This window comes from Methanoregula sp. (assembly GCF_049510175.1).
Classification (GTDB): domain Archaea; phylum Halobacteriota; class Methanomicrobia; order Methanomicrobiales; family Methanospirillaceae; genus Methanoregula.
Map to the genome: position 1 here is coordinate 60,490 of NZ_JBEKZF010000006.1, position 14,713 is coordinate 75,202.

General features: G+C 56.2%; 20 protein-coding genes and 1 tRNA gene. 12 read left to right on the forward strand and 9 right to left on the reverse strand.

Features of this window, described 5'->3' with window-relative positions; translation table 11 throughout:
- Positions 1-36 precede the first annotated feature (36 nt).
- Both ABSG49_RS09160 and ABSG49_RS09165 read right to left on the reverse strand, forming a co-directional pair.
- Entirely contained in the window at positions 37-384 is a 348-nt protein-coding gene (locus ABSG49_RS09160) for an SWIM zinc finger family protein (protein ID WP_424025824.1), read from the reverse strand.
- Positions 381-1,088, reverse strand: a complete 708-nt coding sequence (locus tag ABSG49_RS09165) for a Nif3-like dinuclear metal center hexameric protein (RefSeq protein WP_424025825.1) — start codon at positions 1,086-1,088, stop codon at positions 381-383. Before ABSG49_RS09165 ends, ABSG49_RS09160 begins: the two co-directional genes overlap by 4 nt.
- 92 nt (positions 1,089-1,180) lie before the next feature.
- Between ABSG49_RS09165 and ABSG49_RS09170 the strand changes: the two genes are divergently transcribed.
- From ABSG49_RS09170 to ABSG49_RS09180, 3 genes are read left to right on the forward strand one after another with little or no spacing between them, the layout of a single operon-like run.
- A complete protein-coding gene (locus ABSG49_RS09170; RefSeq protein ID WP_424025826.1) occupies positions 1,181-2,689 on the forward strand; it encodes a homocysteine biosynthesis protein in 1,509 nt (502 codons plus the stop codon).
- A complete protein-coding gene (locus ABSG49_RS09175) occupies positions 2,686-3,072 on the forward strand; it encodes a 4Fe-4S binding protein (protein WP_424025827.1) in 387 nt (128 codons plus the stop codon). The genes ABSG49_RS09170 and ABSG49_RS09175 overlap by 4 nt, the downstream gene beginning before the upstream one ends.
- Positions 3,069-3,782, forward strand: a complete 714-nt coding sequence (locus tag ABSG49_RS09180; RefSeq protein ID WP_424025910.1) for a UPF0280 family protein — start codon at positions 3,069-3,071, stop codon at positions 3,780-3,782. The genes ABSG49_RS09175 and ABSG49_RS09180 overlap by 4 nt, the downstream gene beginning before the upstream one ends.
- Before the next feature lie 762 nt (positions 3,783-4,544).
- Here the strand turns inward: ABSG49_RS09180 and ABSG49_RS09185 are convergent.
- Together ABSG49_RS09185 and ABSG49_RS09190 are read right to left on the reverse strand one after the other, a co-directional pair.
- On the reverse strand, positions 4,545-5,093 hold the full coding sequence (locus ABSG49_RS09185; RefSeq protein WP_424025828.1) for a hypothetical protein: 549 nt from the start codon (positions 5,091-5,093) through the stop codon (positions 4,545-4,547).
- 329 nt (positions 5,094-5,422) lie between these two features.
- A complete protein-coding gene (locus ABSG49_RS09190; RefSeq protein ID WP_424025829.1) occupies positions 5,423-5,842 on the reverse strand; it encodes a hypothetical protein in 420 nt (139 codons plus the stop codon).
- 106 nt (positions 5,843-5,948) lie between these two features.
- On the opposite strand from ABSG49_RS09190, the gene ABSG49_RS09195 reads away from it, so the two are divergent.
- From ABSG49_RS09195 to ABSG49_RS09215, 5 genes are read left to right on the forward strand one after another with little or no spacing between them, the layout of a single operon-like run.
- Positions 5,949-6,221 carry a MarR family transcriptional regulator gene (locus ABSG49_RS09195; protein WP_424025830.1) on the forward strand — a complete coding sequence of 91 codons (273 nt, stop codon included), beginning with the start codon at positions 5,949-5,951 and terminating at the stop codon, positions 6,219-6,221.
- Position 6,222: 1 nt separating this feature from the next.
- Positions 6,223-6,753, forward strand: coding sequence for a tRNA (cytidine(56)-2'-O)-methyltransferase (locus tag ABSG49_RS09200; RefSeq protein WP_424025831.1), 531 nt, complete (start codon positions 6,223-6,225; stop codon positions 6,751-6,753).
- Entirely contained in the window at positions 6,750-7,826 is a 1,077-nt protein-coding gene (locus tag ABSG49_RS09205) for an ATP-grasp domain-containing protein (protein ID WP_424025832.1), read from the forward strand. Before ABSG49_RS09200 ends, ABSG49_RS09205 begins: the two co-directional genes overlap by 4 nt.
- Positions 7,826-8,347, forward strand: coding sequence for a transcription factor (locus ABSG49_RS09210; RefSeq protein WP_424025833.1), 522 nt, complete (start codon positions 7,826-7,828; stop codon positions 8,345-8,347). Before ABSG49_RS09205 ends, ABSG49_RS09210 begins: the two co-directional genes overlap by 1 nt.
- A gap of 25 nt (positions 8,348-8,372) precedes the next feature.
- The gene (locus ABSG49_RS09215; protein WP_424025834.1) at positions 8,373-8,849 is read left to right on the forward strand and encodes an HD domain-containing protein; all 477 of its coding nucleotides are present in this window, start codon (positions 8,373-8,375) and stop codon (positions 8,847-8,849) included.
- A 228-nt stretch (positions 8,850-9,077) separates the two neighbouring features.
- Here the strand turns inward: ABSG49_RS09215 and ABSG49_RS09220 are convergent, their stop codons facing one another.
- Together ABSG49_RS09220 and trpY are read right to left on the reverse strand one after the other, a co-directional pair.
- The gene (locus tag ABSG49_RS09220) at positions 9,078-9,287 is read right to left on the reverse strand and encodes a hypothetical protein (protein ID WP_424025835.1); all 210 of its coding nucleotides are present in this window, start codon (positions 9,285-9,287) and stop codon (positions 9,078-9,080) included.
- A gap of 485 nt (positions 9,288-9,772) precedes the next feature.
- The gene (gene trpY / locus ABSG49_RS09225) at positions 9,773-10,273 is read right to left on the reverse strand and encodes a TrpY family transcription regulator (protein WP_424025836.1); all 501 of its coding nucleotides are present in this window, start codon (positions 10,271-10,273) and stop codon (positions 9,773-9,775) included.
- A gap of 210 nt (positions 10,274-10,483) precedes the next feature.
- Here trpY and ABSG49_RS09230 point away from each other — a divergent pair.
- The 3 genes from ABSG49_RS09230 (at position 10,484) to ABSG49_RS09240 (ending at position 11,774) form a co-directional block, all read left to right on the forward strand.
- Positions 10,484-10,568: transfer RNA gene (locus tag ABSG49_RS09230), tRNA-Leu, on the forward strand.
- 143 nt (positions 10,569-10,711) lie between these two features.
- A complete protein-coding gene (locus ABSG49_RS09235; protein ID WP_424025837.1) occupies positions 10,712-11,440 on the forward strand; it encodes a hypothetical protein in 729 nt (242 codons plus the stop codon).
- Between the two features lie 166 nt (positions 11,441-11,606).
- Complete coding sequence (locus ABSG49_RS09240) at positions 11,607-11,774, forward strand: hypothetical protein (protein WP_424025838.1); 168 nt, start codon at positions 11,607-11,609, stop codon at positions 11,772-11,774.
- Between the two features lie 45 nt (positions 11,775-11,819).
- Here ABSG49_RS09240 and ABSG49_RS09245 read toward each other — a convergent pair whose 3' ends face one another.
- Together ABSG49_RS09245 and ABSG49_RS09250 are read right to left on the reverse strand one after the other, a co-directional pair.
- Positions 11,820-12,272 (reverse strand): DUF5814 domain-containing protein, encoded by a 453-nt coding sequence (locus tag ABSG49_RS09245; protein WP_424025839.1) that lies wholly within the window; start codon positions 12,270-12,272, stop codon positions 11,820-11,822.
- Positions 12,269-12,901: a DUF2150 family protein gene (locus ABSG49_RS09250; RefSeq protein WP_424025840.1), complete on the reverse strand. Its 633-nt coding sequence runs from the start codon at positions 12,899-12,901 to the stop codon at positions 12,269-12,271. Before ABSG49_RS09250 ends, ABSG49_RS09245 begins: the two co-directional genes overlap by 4 nt.
- 155 nt (positions 12,902-13,056) lie before the next feature.
- Here ABSG49_RS09250 and thiI point away from each other — a divergent pair, with 155 nt between their 5' ends.
- Positions 13,057-14,298, forward strand: a complete 1,242-nt coding sequence (gene thiI, locus ABSG49_RS09255; protein WP_424025841.1) for a tRNA uracil 4-sulfurtransferase ThiI — start codon at positions 13,057-13,059, stop codon at positions 14,296-14,298.
- Here the strand turns inward: thiI and ABSG49_RS09260 are convergent.
- A complete protein-coding gene (locus tag ABSG49_RS09260; RefSeq protein WP_424025842.1) occupies positions 14,295-14,603 on the reverse strand; it encodes a hypothetical protein in 309 nt (102 codons plus the stop codon). The two genes, thiI and ABSG49_RS09260, sit on opposite strands and share 4 nt — an antisense overlap.
- Positions 14,604-14,713 lie beyond the last annotated feature (110 nt).

Sequence of the window (14,713 nt, forward strand, 5' to 3'; positions counted from 1 at the left end):
AGTAACACGTATCGTCAGTACTATTGACTACAAACGCTAATCTAGGTTTTGCTCGTGAGGTTTTTTGGAAGATTTCATCTGGTCCTGGTACCAGCTGTCCACGGACTGGTACGTGCCGGTGGCCGCAGCGATCCTGACTGCCAGCAGGTGCCAGCAGGTCCTGCCCCGGTACATGAAATCCCCGCAGGTGCAGAAATCCTCTTCGACAATATAATGTGCAGTCCTGCCGTCGACTACAAAAAAGTCCAGGTACCTCTTCACTTTCCTTTCATCGATCGCCACGAGCGCCTTCTTCCCCCGGGCGCCAAAGGCCGTCTCGATCTCGCTGCGGATCTCGTCATCGAGACTCTTTTGCTCCGCAAGGTGCTGCCAGACATCGCTCATGGGAGGGTATGGAGGACCGGGGGATCATCAATATAGTGCCACCCGCGCCGGTCTGCCAGTCGCACCATGGCCGGTGCCTCGAGCGCATAGTGCGTGGCTTCGATGCAGGGAAGGGGAGCGGAGCGTGCAACGGCATGTTTCATTTCAGCGGAGAGGAAGGTATCGGCTCCCCGTTCCTTTGCCTCCGTGAGGAATCCGGGATCGAATCCGCTGCCGGCCACGATCGCCAGTCGTTTAATGGACCCCAGAGTTCCCCAGACACGCAGGGGGCAGCCGAGCCGCCGGGAGATCTCGGCGGGGGAGATCGTGCAGGTACCGATCCGCCCCAGCGACAGGGGGGATACGTCACTGAGCGAGAGGAGCTCGGCGAGTGCATCATTCACGCCTTCATCAGCCCGGTCATAATTGGTGTGCATGACCCAGATGTTCAGGCCGGCCGGGAGCACGTCGCGCATGAGGGTTGCGGTGCTGCCGGTCACGGCCGTGATGGGCGTCCACAGGGGCGTATGGTGGACGACGAGCATTCCGGCTTTCATCCGGATGGCCTCTTTAACCACGGCCGGGGTCGCGTCAAGGGCACAGCAGACCGTGGAGAACTCCGGGGTTCCTTCAACAATAAGTCCGATCCTTCCTGCATCGAAGTCCTCGGCCAGGTCGGGTGGAGCCAGCCGTTCCATCTCCTCAATGAAGGCCTGCACTTTCATACACAGGATCATGGATGTCCGGGATTAAATAGCATTTATTACTAAAGGTAATAGCAAACATTTTTAATATTCATAAAAGCATATTTGGGGATATGCACAAGTCCATCGGGCAGATCAATGAACGCATCCGCGAGGGAAATGCCCGGGTCGTCACCGCTGAGGAGATGCCCGCGATCGTCGCCGAACTCGGGGAAGAGGGAGCGCTGAAGGAGGTTGACGTCGTCACGACCGGGACCTTCGGGGCGATGTGCTCTTCCGGTGCGTTCCTTAACTTTGGCCATGCCGAACCGCCGATCCGCATGGAGCGGATCTGGCTGAACAATGTTGAAGCCTACGGTGGACTTGCGGCCGTTGATACCTACATCGGCGCCACCCAGCAGTCCGATACACGTGAGGCCGAGTACGGCGGGGCGCACGTGATCGAGGATCTCGTGGCGGGAAAATCCGTGGAGCTGCGCGCAAGTTCCCACGGTACCGACTGTTACCCGCGGCGGACAATCACGACGGATCTTCTGTTGGAAAACCTCAACCAGGCGATCATGTGCAACCCGCGCAATGCCTACCAGCGCTACAATGCCGCAACGAACACGACGGACCGCGTCCTCAATACCTACATGGGGACGCTGCTTCCCGGCTGCGGCAATATCACGTTCTCGGGAGCCGGTGTCCTCAACCCGATATCGAACGACCCGAAATTCCGGCTGATCGGCAGCGGCGTCCCCATCTTCCTCTGCGGTGCGCCGGGCATGGTGATCGGCGAAGGCACCCAGCACTCCCCTGCCGGGGGGTTCGGGACACTGATGGTGACCGGGGACCTCAAGCAGATGTCGCCGGAGTACCTGCGGGCGGCGACCATGTCGGGTTATGGCGTGACGCTCTATGTCGGTCTTGGCGTGCCGCTGCCGGTACTCGACATCGATGTGGTCCGTGCCACGGCGGTCCGCGACCAGGACATATCGGTCGACATTCTCGATTACGGTATACCAAGCCGTTCCCGCCCGGCCATGCGGAAGGTCACCTACGCGGAACTCCGCAGCGGCACGGTCGAGCTCAACGGCGAAGAGGTGAGGACATCCTCACTTTCCAGTTTCCGCAGGGCACGTAAAGTCGCGCTCGAGCTGAAGGAATGGGTGGAAAAAGGAAACATGCAGCTTGCGCTCCCGACCCGCGCCATCGATCCCCACAAAACAGCACGACCGATGCACGAGACAAAAAAAGGCCCCCGCGTGCTGGACATCATGGACCGTTCCGTGATCACGATCGGCGAGACCGAAGAGATCCGGACCGCGGCAAAGAAACTCCTCAAGGGCGAGACCAACCACCTCCCGGTGGTGAACGAGCAGGGAGTCCTGGTCGGCATCGTCACGACGTTTGATGTCTCAAAAGCGGTGGCAAATCCCGGTAAGGCCCACCTGGTCAGGGACATTATGAAGAAGAAAGTGATCACGACAACGCCGGATGAGGCAGTCGATATCGCGATCCAGAAACTGGAACAGAACAATATCAGCGCACTGCCGGTCGTGGACTCAGAGCACCACGTCATCGCCCTCCTCACGGCCATGGACCTCGGTAAACTGTTGGGCGGGAGGTGGCTGAAATGAAACTCCTCGTCAACTTCTCGCGGGGCAAGGGGCGCAAACCGATCATCGCACAGGTGGTCCGTGACACGGGCGTCCTGATCAACGTAGAGCGGGCGAACATCGACTCCTCCGAAGGCGAAGCGCTCATCGATGTCCCCGATGACCAGTGCCGGCTCGTCCGCGACACCATGACGGGTCTCGGGGCACAGGTGCGGATCCTTGAGCACGGCATCAACCTCAACGACAGCGAATGCGTGGACTGCGGGGCATGCATCAGCGTCTGCCCCCGTGAGGTCTTCTCGTTCGATCCGGAATGGAAACTGGTACTTCAAGAGGAGAAGTGCATCCTCTGCGGGAAATGCATCGATGCCTGCCCGCACCGTGCGCTGACCCTGCCGCTATGATCCGGGTGCCGTTCCGGTTCCGGGAAACGATTGCAACGATCCTCGCGGATGACCCGGCTCAGGTAAAGGCAGCCACAGCCGGCATGCTTGAGGCGCGGCAGGAACTGGAGGCCTACATCGCCCGCGACCCTTTTTTTGCCGCCACGTTTGATCCTTATGTCCCGGATTCTTATGACCAGGTGATCGTCCGCATGGCGGATGCAACCCGGAAAGCCGGGGTCGGCCCGATGGCGGCGGTGGCCGGCGCAATCGCATGGGCCGGCGTGGAGGCAATGAAAGAGGCCGGTGCACTGTTCGGCGTGATCGATAACGGCGGCGACATCGCCCTCATCGCGGATCGCCCGGTACGGGTTGGGATCCATGCCGGGGAGGCGGCCCTCTCCAACCGGATTGCGTTTATTGTCCCGCCCCAGGACCGGGTGCTGGGCATCTGCACCTCTTCGGCTACGGTCGGACCTTCCATCTCGTTCGGCATTGCCGATGCGGTCACTGTCTTCTCCCGCAATGTCGCGCTTGCCGACGCGTGGGCGACTGCTGTCTGCAACGAGATCCGACCGGACGACCGGAGCGTGCTCGACCGGATCGATCCCGGTGAAGTGTACGGGGTTTTCGCGATCATGGGAGACGTAACGGTGAAGTGGGGAGTGCTGCCGCCGCTCGTTCCCGCGGTTGTGGATGAGCAGCTGATCAGCGCGGGGGACCGTCAGTGAAAAGAATTGGTGAACCCGATGGCAGATGAGGGAGATTTTTTCGTACCAAGTTTGGATAGCCCAATGGTTTAATGAGAATAGAATCCGGTGCAAAAAAAAATTTTAAAATTTTTTCCGGAAAATTTTTCTACAACTTCATAAAAAATTCACCGGTCCCGCCATGATTTTTTTCTCATTTGAGAGAAAACATCGGGCAGAGATCAATCAGACCCGTGACCACAAACCTGCCTTGCCACAGGAGAACCCGGAATTCTCCGACGTCCGACAGGTTATCAGACCCGGAGGAGGAGGGGAGTCCATAAGACTCTTCGACGGAGAACCTGCCCTCTCTGACGTGAACCCGATCCGGAAAACAGGGGGTCTGTCCGTTTCGCTTCCTACCCCCTGTGAAAAAAGGGTGTTTTTCAGCCAAATGAACCCATTAGCGCACTTTTGGGTTACCGGTGTGATTTTTTAGTATCCGGTCCCGTAGCGGATGAATTAAAATGAATTTACATCCTTTTTCTCCGAATTACGCACATTTCGAGTTCCATGAGGATCTAGGCCCGGAACAAATCGCCCAAAATGGCCCCTGTTTGCAAAAAGGAGCCTGATTTGAAAAACTCAGGGGACCTCGGGATCGATGTTCCCCGGGATAGTGTTCTCCGACGGAGGATCTTGTCGGGGGGGAACCCGTCAGGAGAATCGTCCCTCCCCGTCTTCTCTCCCGAATGACCCCGTGGGGGAGCCGGGGGATGCCTGCAGGTTTTGCCTCCCGGATTCTCACGCCGGATTTTTATCATCGTGTCCGGTAGGGGCTTCACCGGATTTACCGGAAGAATTTTTTCCGGATTTTCCGGCCAAATTTTTCTCGCCATTTGCTGTTGGAGGGTTAACAGGTGTAGTTGTAGAATTTTCTCCGGCTTTGTCGGCCGGGACTCCGCCGGGCTGAACGGCCGTTAGATGAGCAGACCCGATGACCGGCAGCGGCGCACCGTCACGGCCGAGTTCGATGAGCCCGTTGTCGAGGACCCGGAAGAACCGGAGCGCGTACCGGGGCGAAGAGAGCCAGAGCTCGCGGGAGATCTCTTTCGAAGACGCGATGATCCGGAGCGCCCCGATCTCCGCGGCACAGTCCCTGCTGATCTCTTTGACCGTGCAGCAGAGTCGGCGCACGCACCTGAGTGCAACGTGCGCCACGATGCCGGGACTCATAATGGTGAAGTTACAGACCGAGCCACGTTCCCTCAGGTAGTGCTGGACCAGCCCGCGTTTCTCCGCGATCGGCTCTGCGACCCTGAGCGCCTCAACCGGAATACGACCGCGGGTCATGGCCGGCCTCCGGAATTTCTGGAAATACTGGGCACTTCGCCTCGCACCGTATCCGGTAGTGATCGCGCAATAGATCCTGTTATACTCTTGGCCGCGGGACGGTTGCCCTTTATGAAAGCCGGCACATTAGCTGCAGCCCGGATAAATTTCTGGTTGTGTGTATTCGTATCTGGTTCTCCATCATTTTTTTACCGGGACCGGTTATGCTGCGGCCCGCGCCCATTGTATGGCAGAGAGCCAAGACATCGCATCACTGCCCCGGTTGTTTCCGGCAAAATTATTCTTGAAAATATAAATTATTGTATGATAGCCTGAGTATATTGGTAGATCTAACTGTGTCTGTCCGGATTCTCACAGTACTTCATCGCATCTGCATACGCGGTCCGGCCCGAAAAGGAGGCTACTGTTTTTTCGCCATCGGCAAGGATAATCCACGGTTTATCGTCCCTGATCAGGAAGAAGAGATCCAGAAGATCGATCTCGCCCAGTTTCAGGCCGGTCGCCAGCATGGAGGCCGGTTCCAGATCCATCATCTCCCGGAGGAAGATGCCGGGGTCGGTGCGGAAGCAGTACCAGAATACCTGCCACGCGTTCAGGAGATCTGACGTGAGCAGCTCGTCGCGCACCCCGGGATCAAGCCCGCCCAGACGGACCGCCAGGCATTCGACATCGTCCTCGCAGTCTTCCAGCAACCGGTCGGCAAGGTTGACAAGGGCACTATAAGGGGTCCGGGACCTGCCGTCATTCATGCACAACTGATTCGGCGCAACACCAGAAAAACCTCCCGGTTAAAACCTTCGTCCCGCTTCCTTCCGGACAAAAACCCTTATTCGGCTCCGGGGGGAATGCATACAGGTGAAACAAGAGGATACGGACTGGCTGGTGTACCACCTGATTCCTTCGGATGCATCGTCTACAGCAGAAGTCCTGGTCCGGAAAAGCGGCCTTGATCCGTCCGTGATAGAAGCATCTCTCGAACGTCTCGAGAGGTACTGCCTCATCGAACGGAACGGCGGGAAGGTCAGGATGCTCACCATCGGCGAATCCCTGATCCACAACCAGATACACCACGAAAAGGACTTCCCGTTTACTATCGAGAACGGTGTGATCAAAGAGAAGAGAAAATAACATGCCGGAAAAAGAAGTGGTTATTCTTCGGATCGGCCACCGGCCTGAGCGCGACCAGCGGGTCACCACCCATGTAGGTCTCACCGGCCGGGCGCTGGGTGCGAGAGGTATGTACCTTGCTGCGTCCGATAAAGGCGTCGTGCAGAGCATCGTGGATGTGACTGCACGATGGGGCGGGGAATTCTTCTGCAGCGATAACGTGAAGTGGCGCTCCTGCATAAAAGACTGGAAGGCAGCCGGCGGAGTCGTCGTCCACCTCACGATGTACGGGCTGAACCTGCCGGACATCATCGAAGAGATCCGGCCGCAGGCAAAGATCCTCATCATTGTCGGGGCGGAGAAAGTGCCGGGCGAGATCTACGGCCTTGCCGATTATAATGTGGCTGTTACCGGCCAGCCCCATTCCGAGATCTCGAGCCTTGCGCTCTTCCTCGACCACCTCTTCTCCGCGAGCGAGCTTAAAAACGAGTTTTATGGGGCGCAGATCCGCATCATCCCCTCGAAGGCCGGAAAACGGACGGAGGAGTTGTGAAAGGGCGGGTGCTGGTCGCCGGCTTTGCCACACGCCATGTCGCGCAATCGGCCCACCGTGCCGGGTACGAGGTCTGTGCAGTCGATCATTTCTGCGACCAGGACCTTGCCTGGTGCACGGAAGACCGGGAAAAATTTGACGAACTCGACGATCTCCCGGATGCAATCAGCCGGATCGCCCGCCGCCACACGTTCGATCTGTTCGTACCCACGTCCGGCGCGGAAGACCTGCCGACAACAATCCCGCTGTGCGGTTCGCCGCGGGACCGGATCGCACGGTTTCTCGATAAACTCGAAACCCAGCATTTTTTTGATGCCTGTGCAGTGCCCGTGCCGCGCTTTCTGGCTCCCGGAGAATACCCCGCCATGATCAAGCCCCGCCGGGGCGCCGGCGGGTGGCGGAATGCGATCATCCACGATAAGAAGGAGATGGCTGCGTGGGAAGCGCTCTATCCCGACGTTCCCTTCATACGGCAGGAACTCGTGGCCGGTATCGCTGCCAGCGTCTGCTGTGTCACGGACGGTATAAGGGCCCGGGCCATAGCGGCAAACGAACAGTACCTCCGGGGCAGCGGCGAGTCGGCATTCGGTTTCTGCGGATCGGTCACGCCCTTTGAGCACCCGCTGTGCCGGCAGATGATGGCAGCAGCAGAGAACGTGGCCGCTGCCAGCGGATGCCGGGGCACAATCGGCATCGATTTTGTTGCCGGCGATGACTCTGCATGGGCAATCGAAGTCAACCCCCGGTTCCAGGGGACGGTCGATACCGTAGAGATGGCATGCGGGTGCAACCTCTTCGATCTCCATGTCAGTGCCTGCCGGGGCAGGCTCCCGGAGCCGGTTCCCCGGCCACGACAGGTTGCCGCCCGGAGCATCCTGTTCGCCGACCGTGACATGACCCTTGCCGCTGATCTCAGTCCTCTGAAGGCATTTGTTGCAGATATTCCCTGGCCGGGGACTCATTTCGAGGCCGGACAGGCACTGGTCAGCGTGTACGGGTGGGGAACGACGCGTGCCAGTGCCCTTGCCGTGCTGGATAAGCATATTACCACCGTCCGACAATATATGCGCTGATGGATCCAACCGAAGAAACGCTGAATAATCCGGCAATCCGCGCATACCTTTTTCGCCTTGTCGGGGAAGAAGGGCTCAACCTGCTCGAGCGGTTCCCGACAGAAGGGGAGCACAGCGATGAAGATCTTGCCGCAAGCACGGGGATTAACTTAAACTCGGTGCGACACACCCTCTATACCCTGTACGAGAAGAGACTTGCCGAGTATCACCGGATAAAAAACAATGAGACCGGCTGGCTCACCTATCTCTGGCAACTGAGGACCGACCACATCTACGATGCAATCAGGGAAGACATGGAGCTCGTATTCGACAAACTCTCCCGCCGCGAACGGTACGAGGAGGAGAACGATTTCTATATCTGCAAGGACTGCCACCTCATCTTCACCTTTCCGAAGGCGATGAATACGGATTTCAAGTGCCCGGACTGCGGGCAACCCCTGGGACACTTCGACAATGAAGTCCTCTTAACATCTCTCACGGATCGCATCGAGGCGATCAAAAAGTCGCTGGGTCATGCCTGATCATCCGGAAATATCGTATGAAGATATGCTGCGCGATGCCGGGTGCAGCGGAAAAGTCATCGCCCACTGCAGGGCAGTCCGGGACTGCGCCCTTGAATATGCCCGGCGTAACCCGGATGCAGACTACACGCTCATTGAAACCGGGTCCATGCTCCATGATATCGGAAGAGGTACCACTCATTCGATACGACACGGACAGATCGGGGCGGATCTGTTGCGCTCAATGGGTCTCTCCGAAGAGATAGCCCGGATTGTGGAGTGTCATACCGGGGCCGGCCTTACTGCTGATGAGTGCACACTCCTTGGCCTCGAGGCCCGGGACTGCATCCCGCGGACAACCGAGGAAAAAATTGTCACGCATGCCGACAACCTCATCGCCGGCACACGGCGCGTGACGATTGATGAAAGCATCGCTTCTGCCATCCACCTGCCAAGGAAGGCCCGCAAACGGATGTACCGGCTTTCAGCGGACGTGGAGCTGCTCTGTAATTCCCGGGCATGACCGCGGATATCAAACACAAAACGATTTGGCAGATATAGTGAGTGCTCCCCGCCTCAGGGCCTCTCCGGGGATTGAGCGGTTCATCAGAACCACGAAATCGAGAAGAATCATCAGGTTCTTCGAGCCATGGCGGGGCAGGTAGGTTTTTTATAAAAAATTTTCAGCTCTCAGGCTCCTACGCTCATATGCAACCATGAACTTACTGAACACTTACCGAGTAGAAAAAACTTAATTGAATAAAAATGCAATAGAAAAATGATTCATTATGGCTGGATTTCTATCGCCATTTGTTAACGCATTCGAGATTATGGGAGCCTCGCCAGCAACCGCATATATTCTGGTTATCTGCCTTTTCGTATTCATAGGAATCATGGTTGGGATAAAAATTGATCCCAATTCACCAGCAGGAGTGAAATATTGTGGCATCTTTGGTTTCATTCTAGGCACCGTATTGGTAATTTCCGAATTATTACATTAACTCTCCTTAAATCGGGTCCATATTTTCGTTTCTACTTCCAATAATTTATCATTAATATGCGACATAGAATAATCCATCACAAGGGATACTGTGTCCTTTGGATGGGGGGGATAAATAATGATGAAAAGGGAGGTGAAAAGAAACGGACACAAATACGCTGTTGCCCCTCTTGGGTATAATATTCATTCCCACAGCATTATGGGCACTCGTTACTCGATTGCTTAAAATGCGTGACGAGGGCAAAATTCACCTATAACTTTTTTCTACATTCTCACAGTTAACAGTGTGTTATTAAAAAAAAATTATCTTTTACTCACTGAACCGCCGCGGGGGGTGCCCCGTCGGGGCGGCGGCGTTCATCGCAAAGACATATCAAATCAGAATTATCTCAGAAAAAACTGGTTTTTATCGTTAAATCCCTGTATTACCAGCCGGCTCCCTCGTTTCAGATGATGACCTGTTTTACCTGGGGAAGCGCACGGATTTTTTCAATGACGCCGTCAGGCAGGACATCCTCAATAATGATGACGAGTTTTGGCTCTTCGGAGAACTGGGGGTCGGTGACGAAGATCTGCCGGATCGAGAGGTTGTAATCCGAGAGGACCCGGACCGCAGCACCGACAATGCCCCGTTCGCTCGCGTTCCGGGGCAGCACGGTGATAACCGTATACCGGAGCGATTCGGCAACCCTGCTCAGGTCCGGCGTGGCCCGCATATTGAGGAAGATCTCGCGGAGCATCGGCCGTTCGAGAATGCGACGCGCAGTGGAATCGACGACCCTGCGATCGGAACCGATTGCTTTTGCGACGGCAGTCGCAGGCATCTCGATCCCGTTGCAGCTGATCCGCCCGTCTTCCGTTACGCCAAAACCGTTCTCGAGCAGGAACCGCACCACGCGGCTCTGGGAAGGGGAGTCGGCAAACTCGTGGATGATGTCAGACCACATACTCACCACTGGGAATGACGCATATAAATATACAGCGATGCTGATCTGATGACACCGGTGTCACCGGATGGATCTCCCGGTTTCGTACGCAGGTCTGCAGTATAGACCAATTGTCCGGAGACTTCAGGTCGTGGTTCCGGGATGTGCGTGGAGAGAAACTGTTTGCCAAAGATTTTATTAGATAGACAACCTCTTTGTTATGGCACAAAGGCGAGGGTAGCCAAGCCAGGTCAAAGGCGCTAGGTTGAGGGCCTAGTCTCGTAGGAGTTCTTGGGTTCGAATCCCATCCCTCGCATTCTTTTCATTTCGTTTTCGTCTGGATCGCTCTTTTAACATCGTATCTGTCCATATCACTTCCGGTCCTGCGCTTTGCCGCCGATCCGGTTACGGATTGGCTGCATCACAAGTATTATTTTCCTGCATAACCCTCCAGAGACTATGGCCCAGGTACATTTCTTCGCCCTGTCTGATCGATGGGTCAGTGCAGAGAATAATGACGCCTTCTGTGCTGAAAAGATTGGGAAATATCATGTCTTTGGGGTAGCTGAGGGGCTGTCAGATCTTCCCGGTTCGGGTTCCGCAAGCGGAGTTGCAATTTCCAGCCTCAAGGAATCCGTGCAGCGCCAGAAGGGGTCACCGGCAGCAGTCCTGGAGGCCGCCGTGTACGAAAGCGAGACCCGGATCAATGCGCATGTGGGGAAGACCCCGGGGAAGATCAGGGATGCGACACACCTGAGCGCCGGTCTCATCGATGATAACCTGAATTGCACGATTCTCGATACCGGCGAGGGGAATGCCTACCTGATCAGCCCGGATACGATCCGGGTACCCGTGGATTATCCGGCATCCGGCCAGCCGGAAGTTCCGGATTTTCTATCCCGGAAACCCGGTGAAGAGAGGAAGCGGGTGGACATGATCTCCCGCACTCTCGGTGAGCCTCACATGCTGAAGAAGTCAGACTTTGTGACCGTCAATATCCGGAATCTCTTCCTGCTCCTCAGTTCAGGCGGCCTTCATGACTTTGTCCGAAAAGAGCGGATCGCGGAGATTGTTATTCAGAACGGTGAGAACGTGGAAACGTCCTGCGAGCACCTTATGCAGGAGGCACTCTCTGCCGGGAGTGAACGGACTATCACTATCGTTCTCGTCCATGGCCATAAGGAGTGATACTTTTTACCAACATACTTCTGCAGGTTCATGGAAAGATACGCCACCTATCATTCTCTTCCGCCGGTTCTCGTAGGAAAAACGATGCGATCTAAAAAACAATCCTGATTCACTTTCGACCCCCGCCTGCCTCTGCTTAATACGTGACCGGTACGGTTCTCTGATCATGGAATGCCAGTACACAAGCTGTCGCGTGACCTGCCATCGTTGCAGTCACACCTGGACATATATGGGAAGCCGGCTCTCTTCGCTCCAGCGGTCCCGGCGACCGGTCAAGGTCGGTTGCCCGAAGTGCCATGCAAAAGCGACACTCCATGAAAAAGAGGCGCGATAACATAGTCCCGCGAGACGTTATCAGGAGGGCTGATGAGCGCGTGAGTTACCGTTCGATGAGCCGGATGTGCTCGCCGGTCTTTTTTGCAAGATCGTTCCTGTCCTGCAGGCGTGCCACGTCCGACATGGCTTCAAGCACGTGCACCGATTCCTCCAGGAACGAGAGGATGTCGGTGGGAAAGACCTCGATCCCGTACTCGTCCAGGAGGAACGAGGCAATTTGCCGGTGATCGAGCCCGTTCTCCCGCAGCTCGATCACTTTCTGTGCAAATTTTTTCTCGGGGCAGCCGCAGAGCGGGGAGTCGCGGCAATCACAGCGCAGGAAATCATTGAAAAACACGAGGACCTGTTCCCTCACTGCAAAGTCAAGTGCATCATAGTTGAGGCGGGAGCACAGGGTCTCGAGCATGTTTCCCGAGAACGCAAGCTCGGGAAGGCGATAGCCGGCAAGCCGTTCGAGTTTCTTTGCAAGACGGAACCGTGCCCTGTCAGCGATCACTCGTCGTCTCCCGTTGACTCATCGAAGTTCTTGAGGGAGGCCATGGCCTCGTTCATGCGCTCGCATTCGATGAGCCATTCGTCGAAGAGGGTCGGGTTCTCAAGGTCTTCCTTGACATATTTCCCGCAGCAGGTGGCACCGTCAATGACCGCGGCACCGATATTGGATGCAGTCTCCAGTGCAAGTTCCATATCCTTCTCAATCTGGTCCCTGCCTTTTTTGACCAGCGTTTTTATATCCTTGTCAAAATCGCCCTGGATATATTTGCGGCTGCCGGCAAAGAGCACGAGTTTTGGGAGCTGGAGGATCCCGACAAGTTCTTCGAGATCACTCCTGGGAGCGGCAGACATGACAATCGCTTCAACAGCGGAAATCTTGTCAAGGGTTTCATCCCGGGTGAACCGCTTGTTCTGGTAGAGCTTGATGATCTTGAGGACGGCAAGGGTGATGTCAACAGAAAATCCGTCAAGGATCCGGAACCCTTCCGGCATCTCCTCGCTTTTCGGGTCTGCATCAAAACTCGCTTCCGAGAGGGTCTTTAACCAGTTGTCCCACCGCTCCTGGTTGTAAAAGATGTAAAACAACTTGAGCGGCGCTTCTTCAGCTTTTTTTGTCGCCTTCTTCGCCATTTCAGTACACTATTCCCACTCGTTATTAAAGGATTTTTTCATCAGGAGCCAAAACTGTGAGGACAGCAGCCCCAATAATTCCGTCCTGCCGGATTAAAGCTGCATGGATTACCACCAATCGTTATCATGCCTGACCTTCAATATATGGAAAGAATATGGGACCGGCCTCGAGCACAGACATGGGGAGCAGGGAACATCTCGTCATGGTGAGATACGGGGAGCTTTTTTTAAAAAGCGATCCGGTAAAACACCACTTCATCGGCATGCTCCTGAGGAACATCCGGCATGCACTCTCTGCTAACGGACTTGCCGCACGCTGTGAAACCCCCCGCGGGCGCATCCTGATATACGGTGACCAGCCGGAAAAGATTGCCGGTATTGTATCACGGGTATTTGGCGTCGTGGACGTAAGCATCTGCTCAAGGACAGGCAGTACACCTGAAGCACTCTGTTCGGAAGCGATCTCCCTTGCGTCAGAACACCTGTCCGCCGGAATGAGTTTTGCCGTCCGCGTGAAACGCCAGCAGAAGATTGGCCCGACAAGCCAGGAGCTCGGGACCTGTATCGGTTCTGCGATATGGGATCATATCCCGGGCCTTACCGTCGATCTCGACCATCCGGATTACGAGATTTTTATCGAAGTCCGGGACTTCGGGGGGCTCGTATACGATTCCCGCATCGCGGCGCCCGGGGGTCTGCCGTGGGGCACGCAGGGAGGGGCCCTTGTCCTCCTCTCGTCCGGCATCGACTCTCCCGTGGCATCGTGGCTTGTCATGAAGCGGGGATGCGAGATCATACATCTGCATATGGATGGCGGGAGATGGGCAGGGGCTGATGTCCTTGCTGCTGCGATCGACAACCACCGGAAACTTTCCTGCTGGTGTCCCGGTAGCGATATCCATATGCTCGTTGCCGACAGTGAACCGTTGTACGACGTTATGCAACGTCTCCGCATCCCGCCGCGGCTCCGGTGCGTGATCTGCAAGCGGTTCATGCACCGGGTGGCCGCACTCCTGATGAAAAAGGAAGGGGCACAGGCGCTGGTGACCGGCGAGAACCTCGGCCAGGTCGCTTCCCAGACGCTTGCCAACATCTCGGTCATCTCCGAAGCGGTTACTGTCCCCGTGCTCCGCCCCCTCATTACCTATGACAAGGAGGAGACGATCACGCTCGCCCGGAAGATCGCGACATTCGATGCACACCCGGGTGATCTTGCCTGCCGCGCAGTCCCCCGGATGCCTGCAACGAAGGCCTCACTTGAAGAGATAAAAGAATGTGAGGAAACGATGGACATTGACGGTCTTGTTGCACATGCGTCCGGTTCACTCGGACGTGTGACGGCACGTGACGGGAAGATCATCCGGCACGTGCCTCCCGCAGATGCCCGGAAAAATTAACCATAAATACTTTTACGGTCTACAAGCCCTGTTCCGATAACGGATGGCAATGCAGGAGCACGATCTCCCGGAATTTTGTGGGCTTGAGTGAATAGGGGGAACTTGTCGATCGGGCAGCCCGTGGCCTTGAACTGCTGGAACCGTGTACGGTCTGCCCTCACGGGTGCCGGGTAAACCGTCTCTTTGGAGATAGGGGATTCTGCAGGACTGGTCTTCTGCCGGTCATTGCGCGTTCCGGCCCGCATTTTGGGGAGGATGTACCGCTTGCCAGGAGTAATGGTTCGGGCACCCTCTTTGCCACGCATTGCAACCTTTCGTACGACTTCTGCCAGAAGTACGAGATCAGCCAGTGCGGCGCGGGAAGGAAAATTACTTCCATAGAATATGCCCTGGCGATCGGGTGGGCAAAGGCTGC

Bases quoted from the DNA above. Each gene is read 5' to 3' on its own strand.
- ABSG49_RS09160 (WP_424025824.1), bottom strand. From the start codon at position 384: ATGAGCGATGTCTGGCAGCACCTTGCGGAGCAAAAGAGTCTCGATGAC.
- ABSG49_RS09165 (WP_424025825.1), bottom strand. From the start codon at position 1,088: ATGAAAGTGCAGGCCTTCATTGAGGAGATGGAACGGCTGGCTCCACCC.
- ABSG49_RS09170 (WP_424025826.1), top strand. From the start codon at position 1,181: ATGCACAAGTCCATCGGGCAGATCAATGAACGCATCCGCGAGGGAAAT.
- ABSG49_RS09175 (WP_424025827.1), top strand. From the start codon at position 2,686: ATGAAACTCCTCGTCAACTTCTCGCGGGGCAAGGGGCGCAAACCGATC.
- ABSG49_RS09180 (WP_424025910.1), top strand. From the start codon at position 3,069: ATGATCCGGGTGCCGTTCCGGTTCCGGGAAACGATTGCAACGATCCTC.
- ABSG49_RS09185 (WP_424025828.1), bottom strand. From the start codon at position 5,093: ATGACCCGCGGTCGTATTCCGGTTGAGGCGCTCAGGGTCGCAGAGCCG.
- ABSG49_RS09190 (WP_424025829.1), bottom strand. From the start codon at position 5,842: ATGAATGACGGCAGGTCCCGGACCCCTTATAGTGCCCTTGTCAACCTT.
- ABSG49_RS09200 (WP_424025831.1), top strand. From the start codon at position 6,223: ATGCCGGAAAAAGAAGTGGTTATTCTTCGGATCGGCCACCGGCCTGAG.
- ABSG49_RS09210 (WP_424025833.1), top strand. From the start codon at position 7,826: ATGGATCCAACCGAAGAAACGCTGAATAATCCGGCAATCCGCGCATAC.
- ABSG49_RS09215 (WP_424025834.1), top strand. From the start codon at position 8,373: ATGCTGCGCGATGCCGGGTGCAGCGGAAAAGTCATCGCCCACTGCAGG.
- ABSG49_RS09220 (WP_424025835.1), bottom strand. From the start codon at position 9,287: ATGAAACCAAAGATGCCACAATATTTCACTCCTGCTGGTGAATTGGGA.
- trpY (WP_424025836.1), bottom strand. From the start codon at position 10,273: ATGTGGTCTGACATCATCCACGAGTTTGCCGACTCCCCTTCCCAGAGC.
- ABSG49_RS09235 (WP_424025837.1), top strand. From the start codon at position 10,712: ATGGCCCAGGTACATTTCTTCGCCCTGTCTGATCGATGGGTCAGTGCA.
- ABSG49_RS09240 (WP_424025838.1), top strand. From the start codon at position 11,607: ATGGAATGCCAGTACACAAGCTGTCGCGTGACCTGCCATCGTTGCAGT.
- ABSG49_RS09250 (WP_424025840.1), bottom strand. From the start codon at position 12,901: ATGGCGAAGAAGGCGACAAAAAAAGCTGAAGAAGCGCCGCTCAAGTTG.
- thiI (WP_424025841.1), top strand. From the start codon at position 13,057: ATGGGACCGGCCTCGAGCACAGACATGGGGAGCAGGGAACATCTCGTC.
- ABSG49_RS09260 (WP_424025842.1), bottom strand. From the start codon at position 14,603: ATGCGTGGCAAAGAGGGTGCCCGAACCATTACTCCTGGCAAGCGGTAC.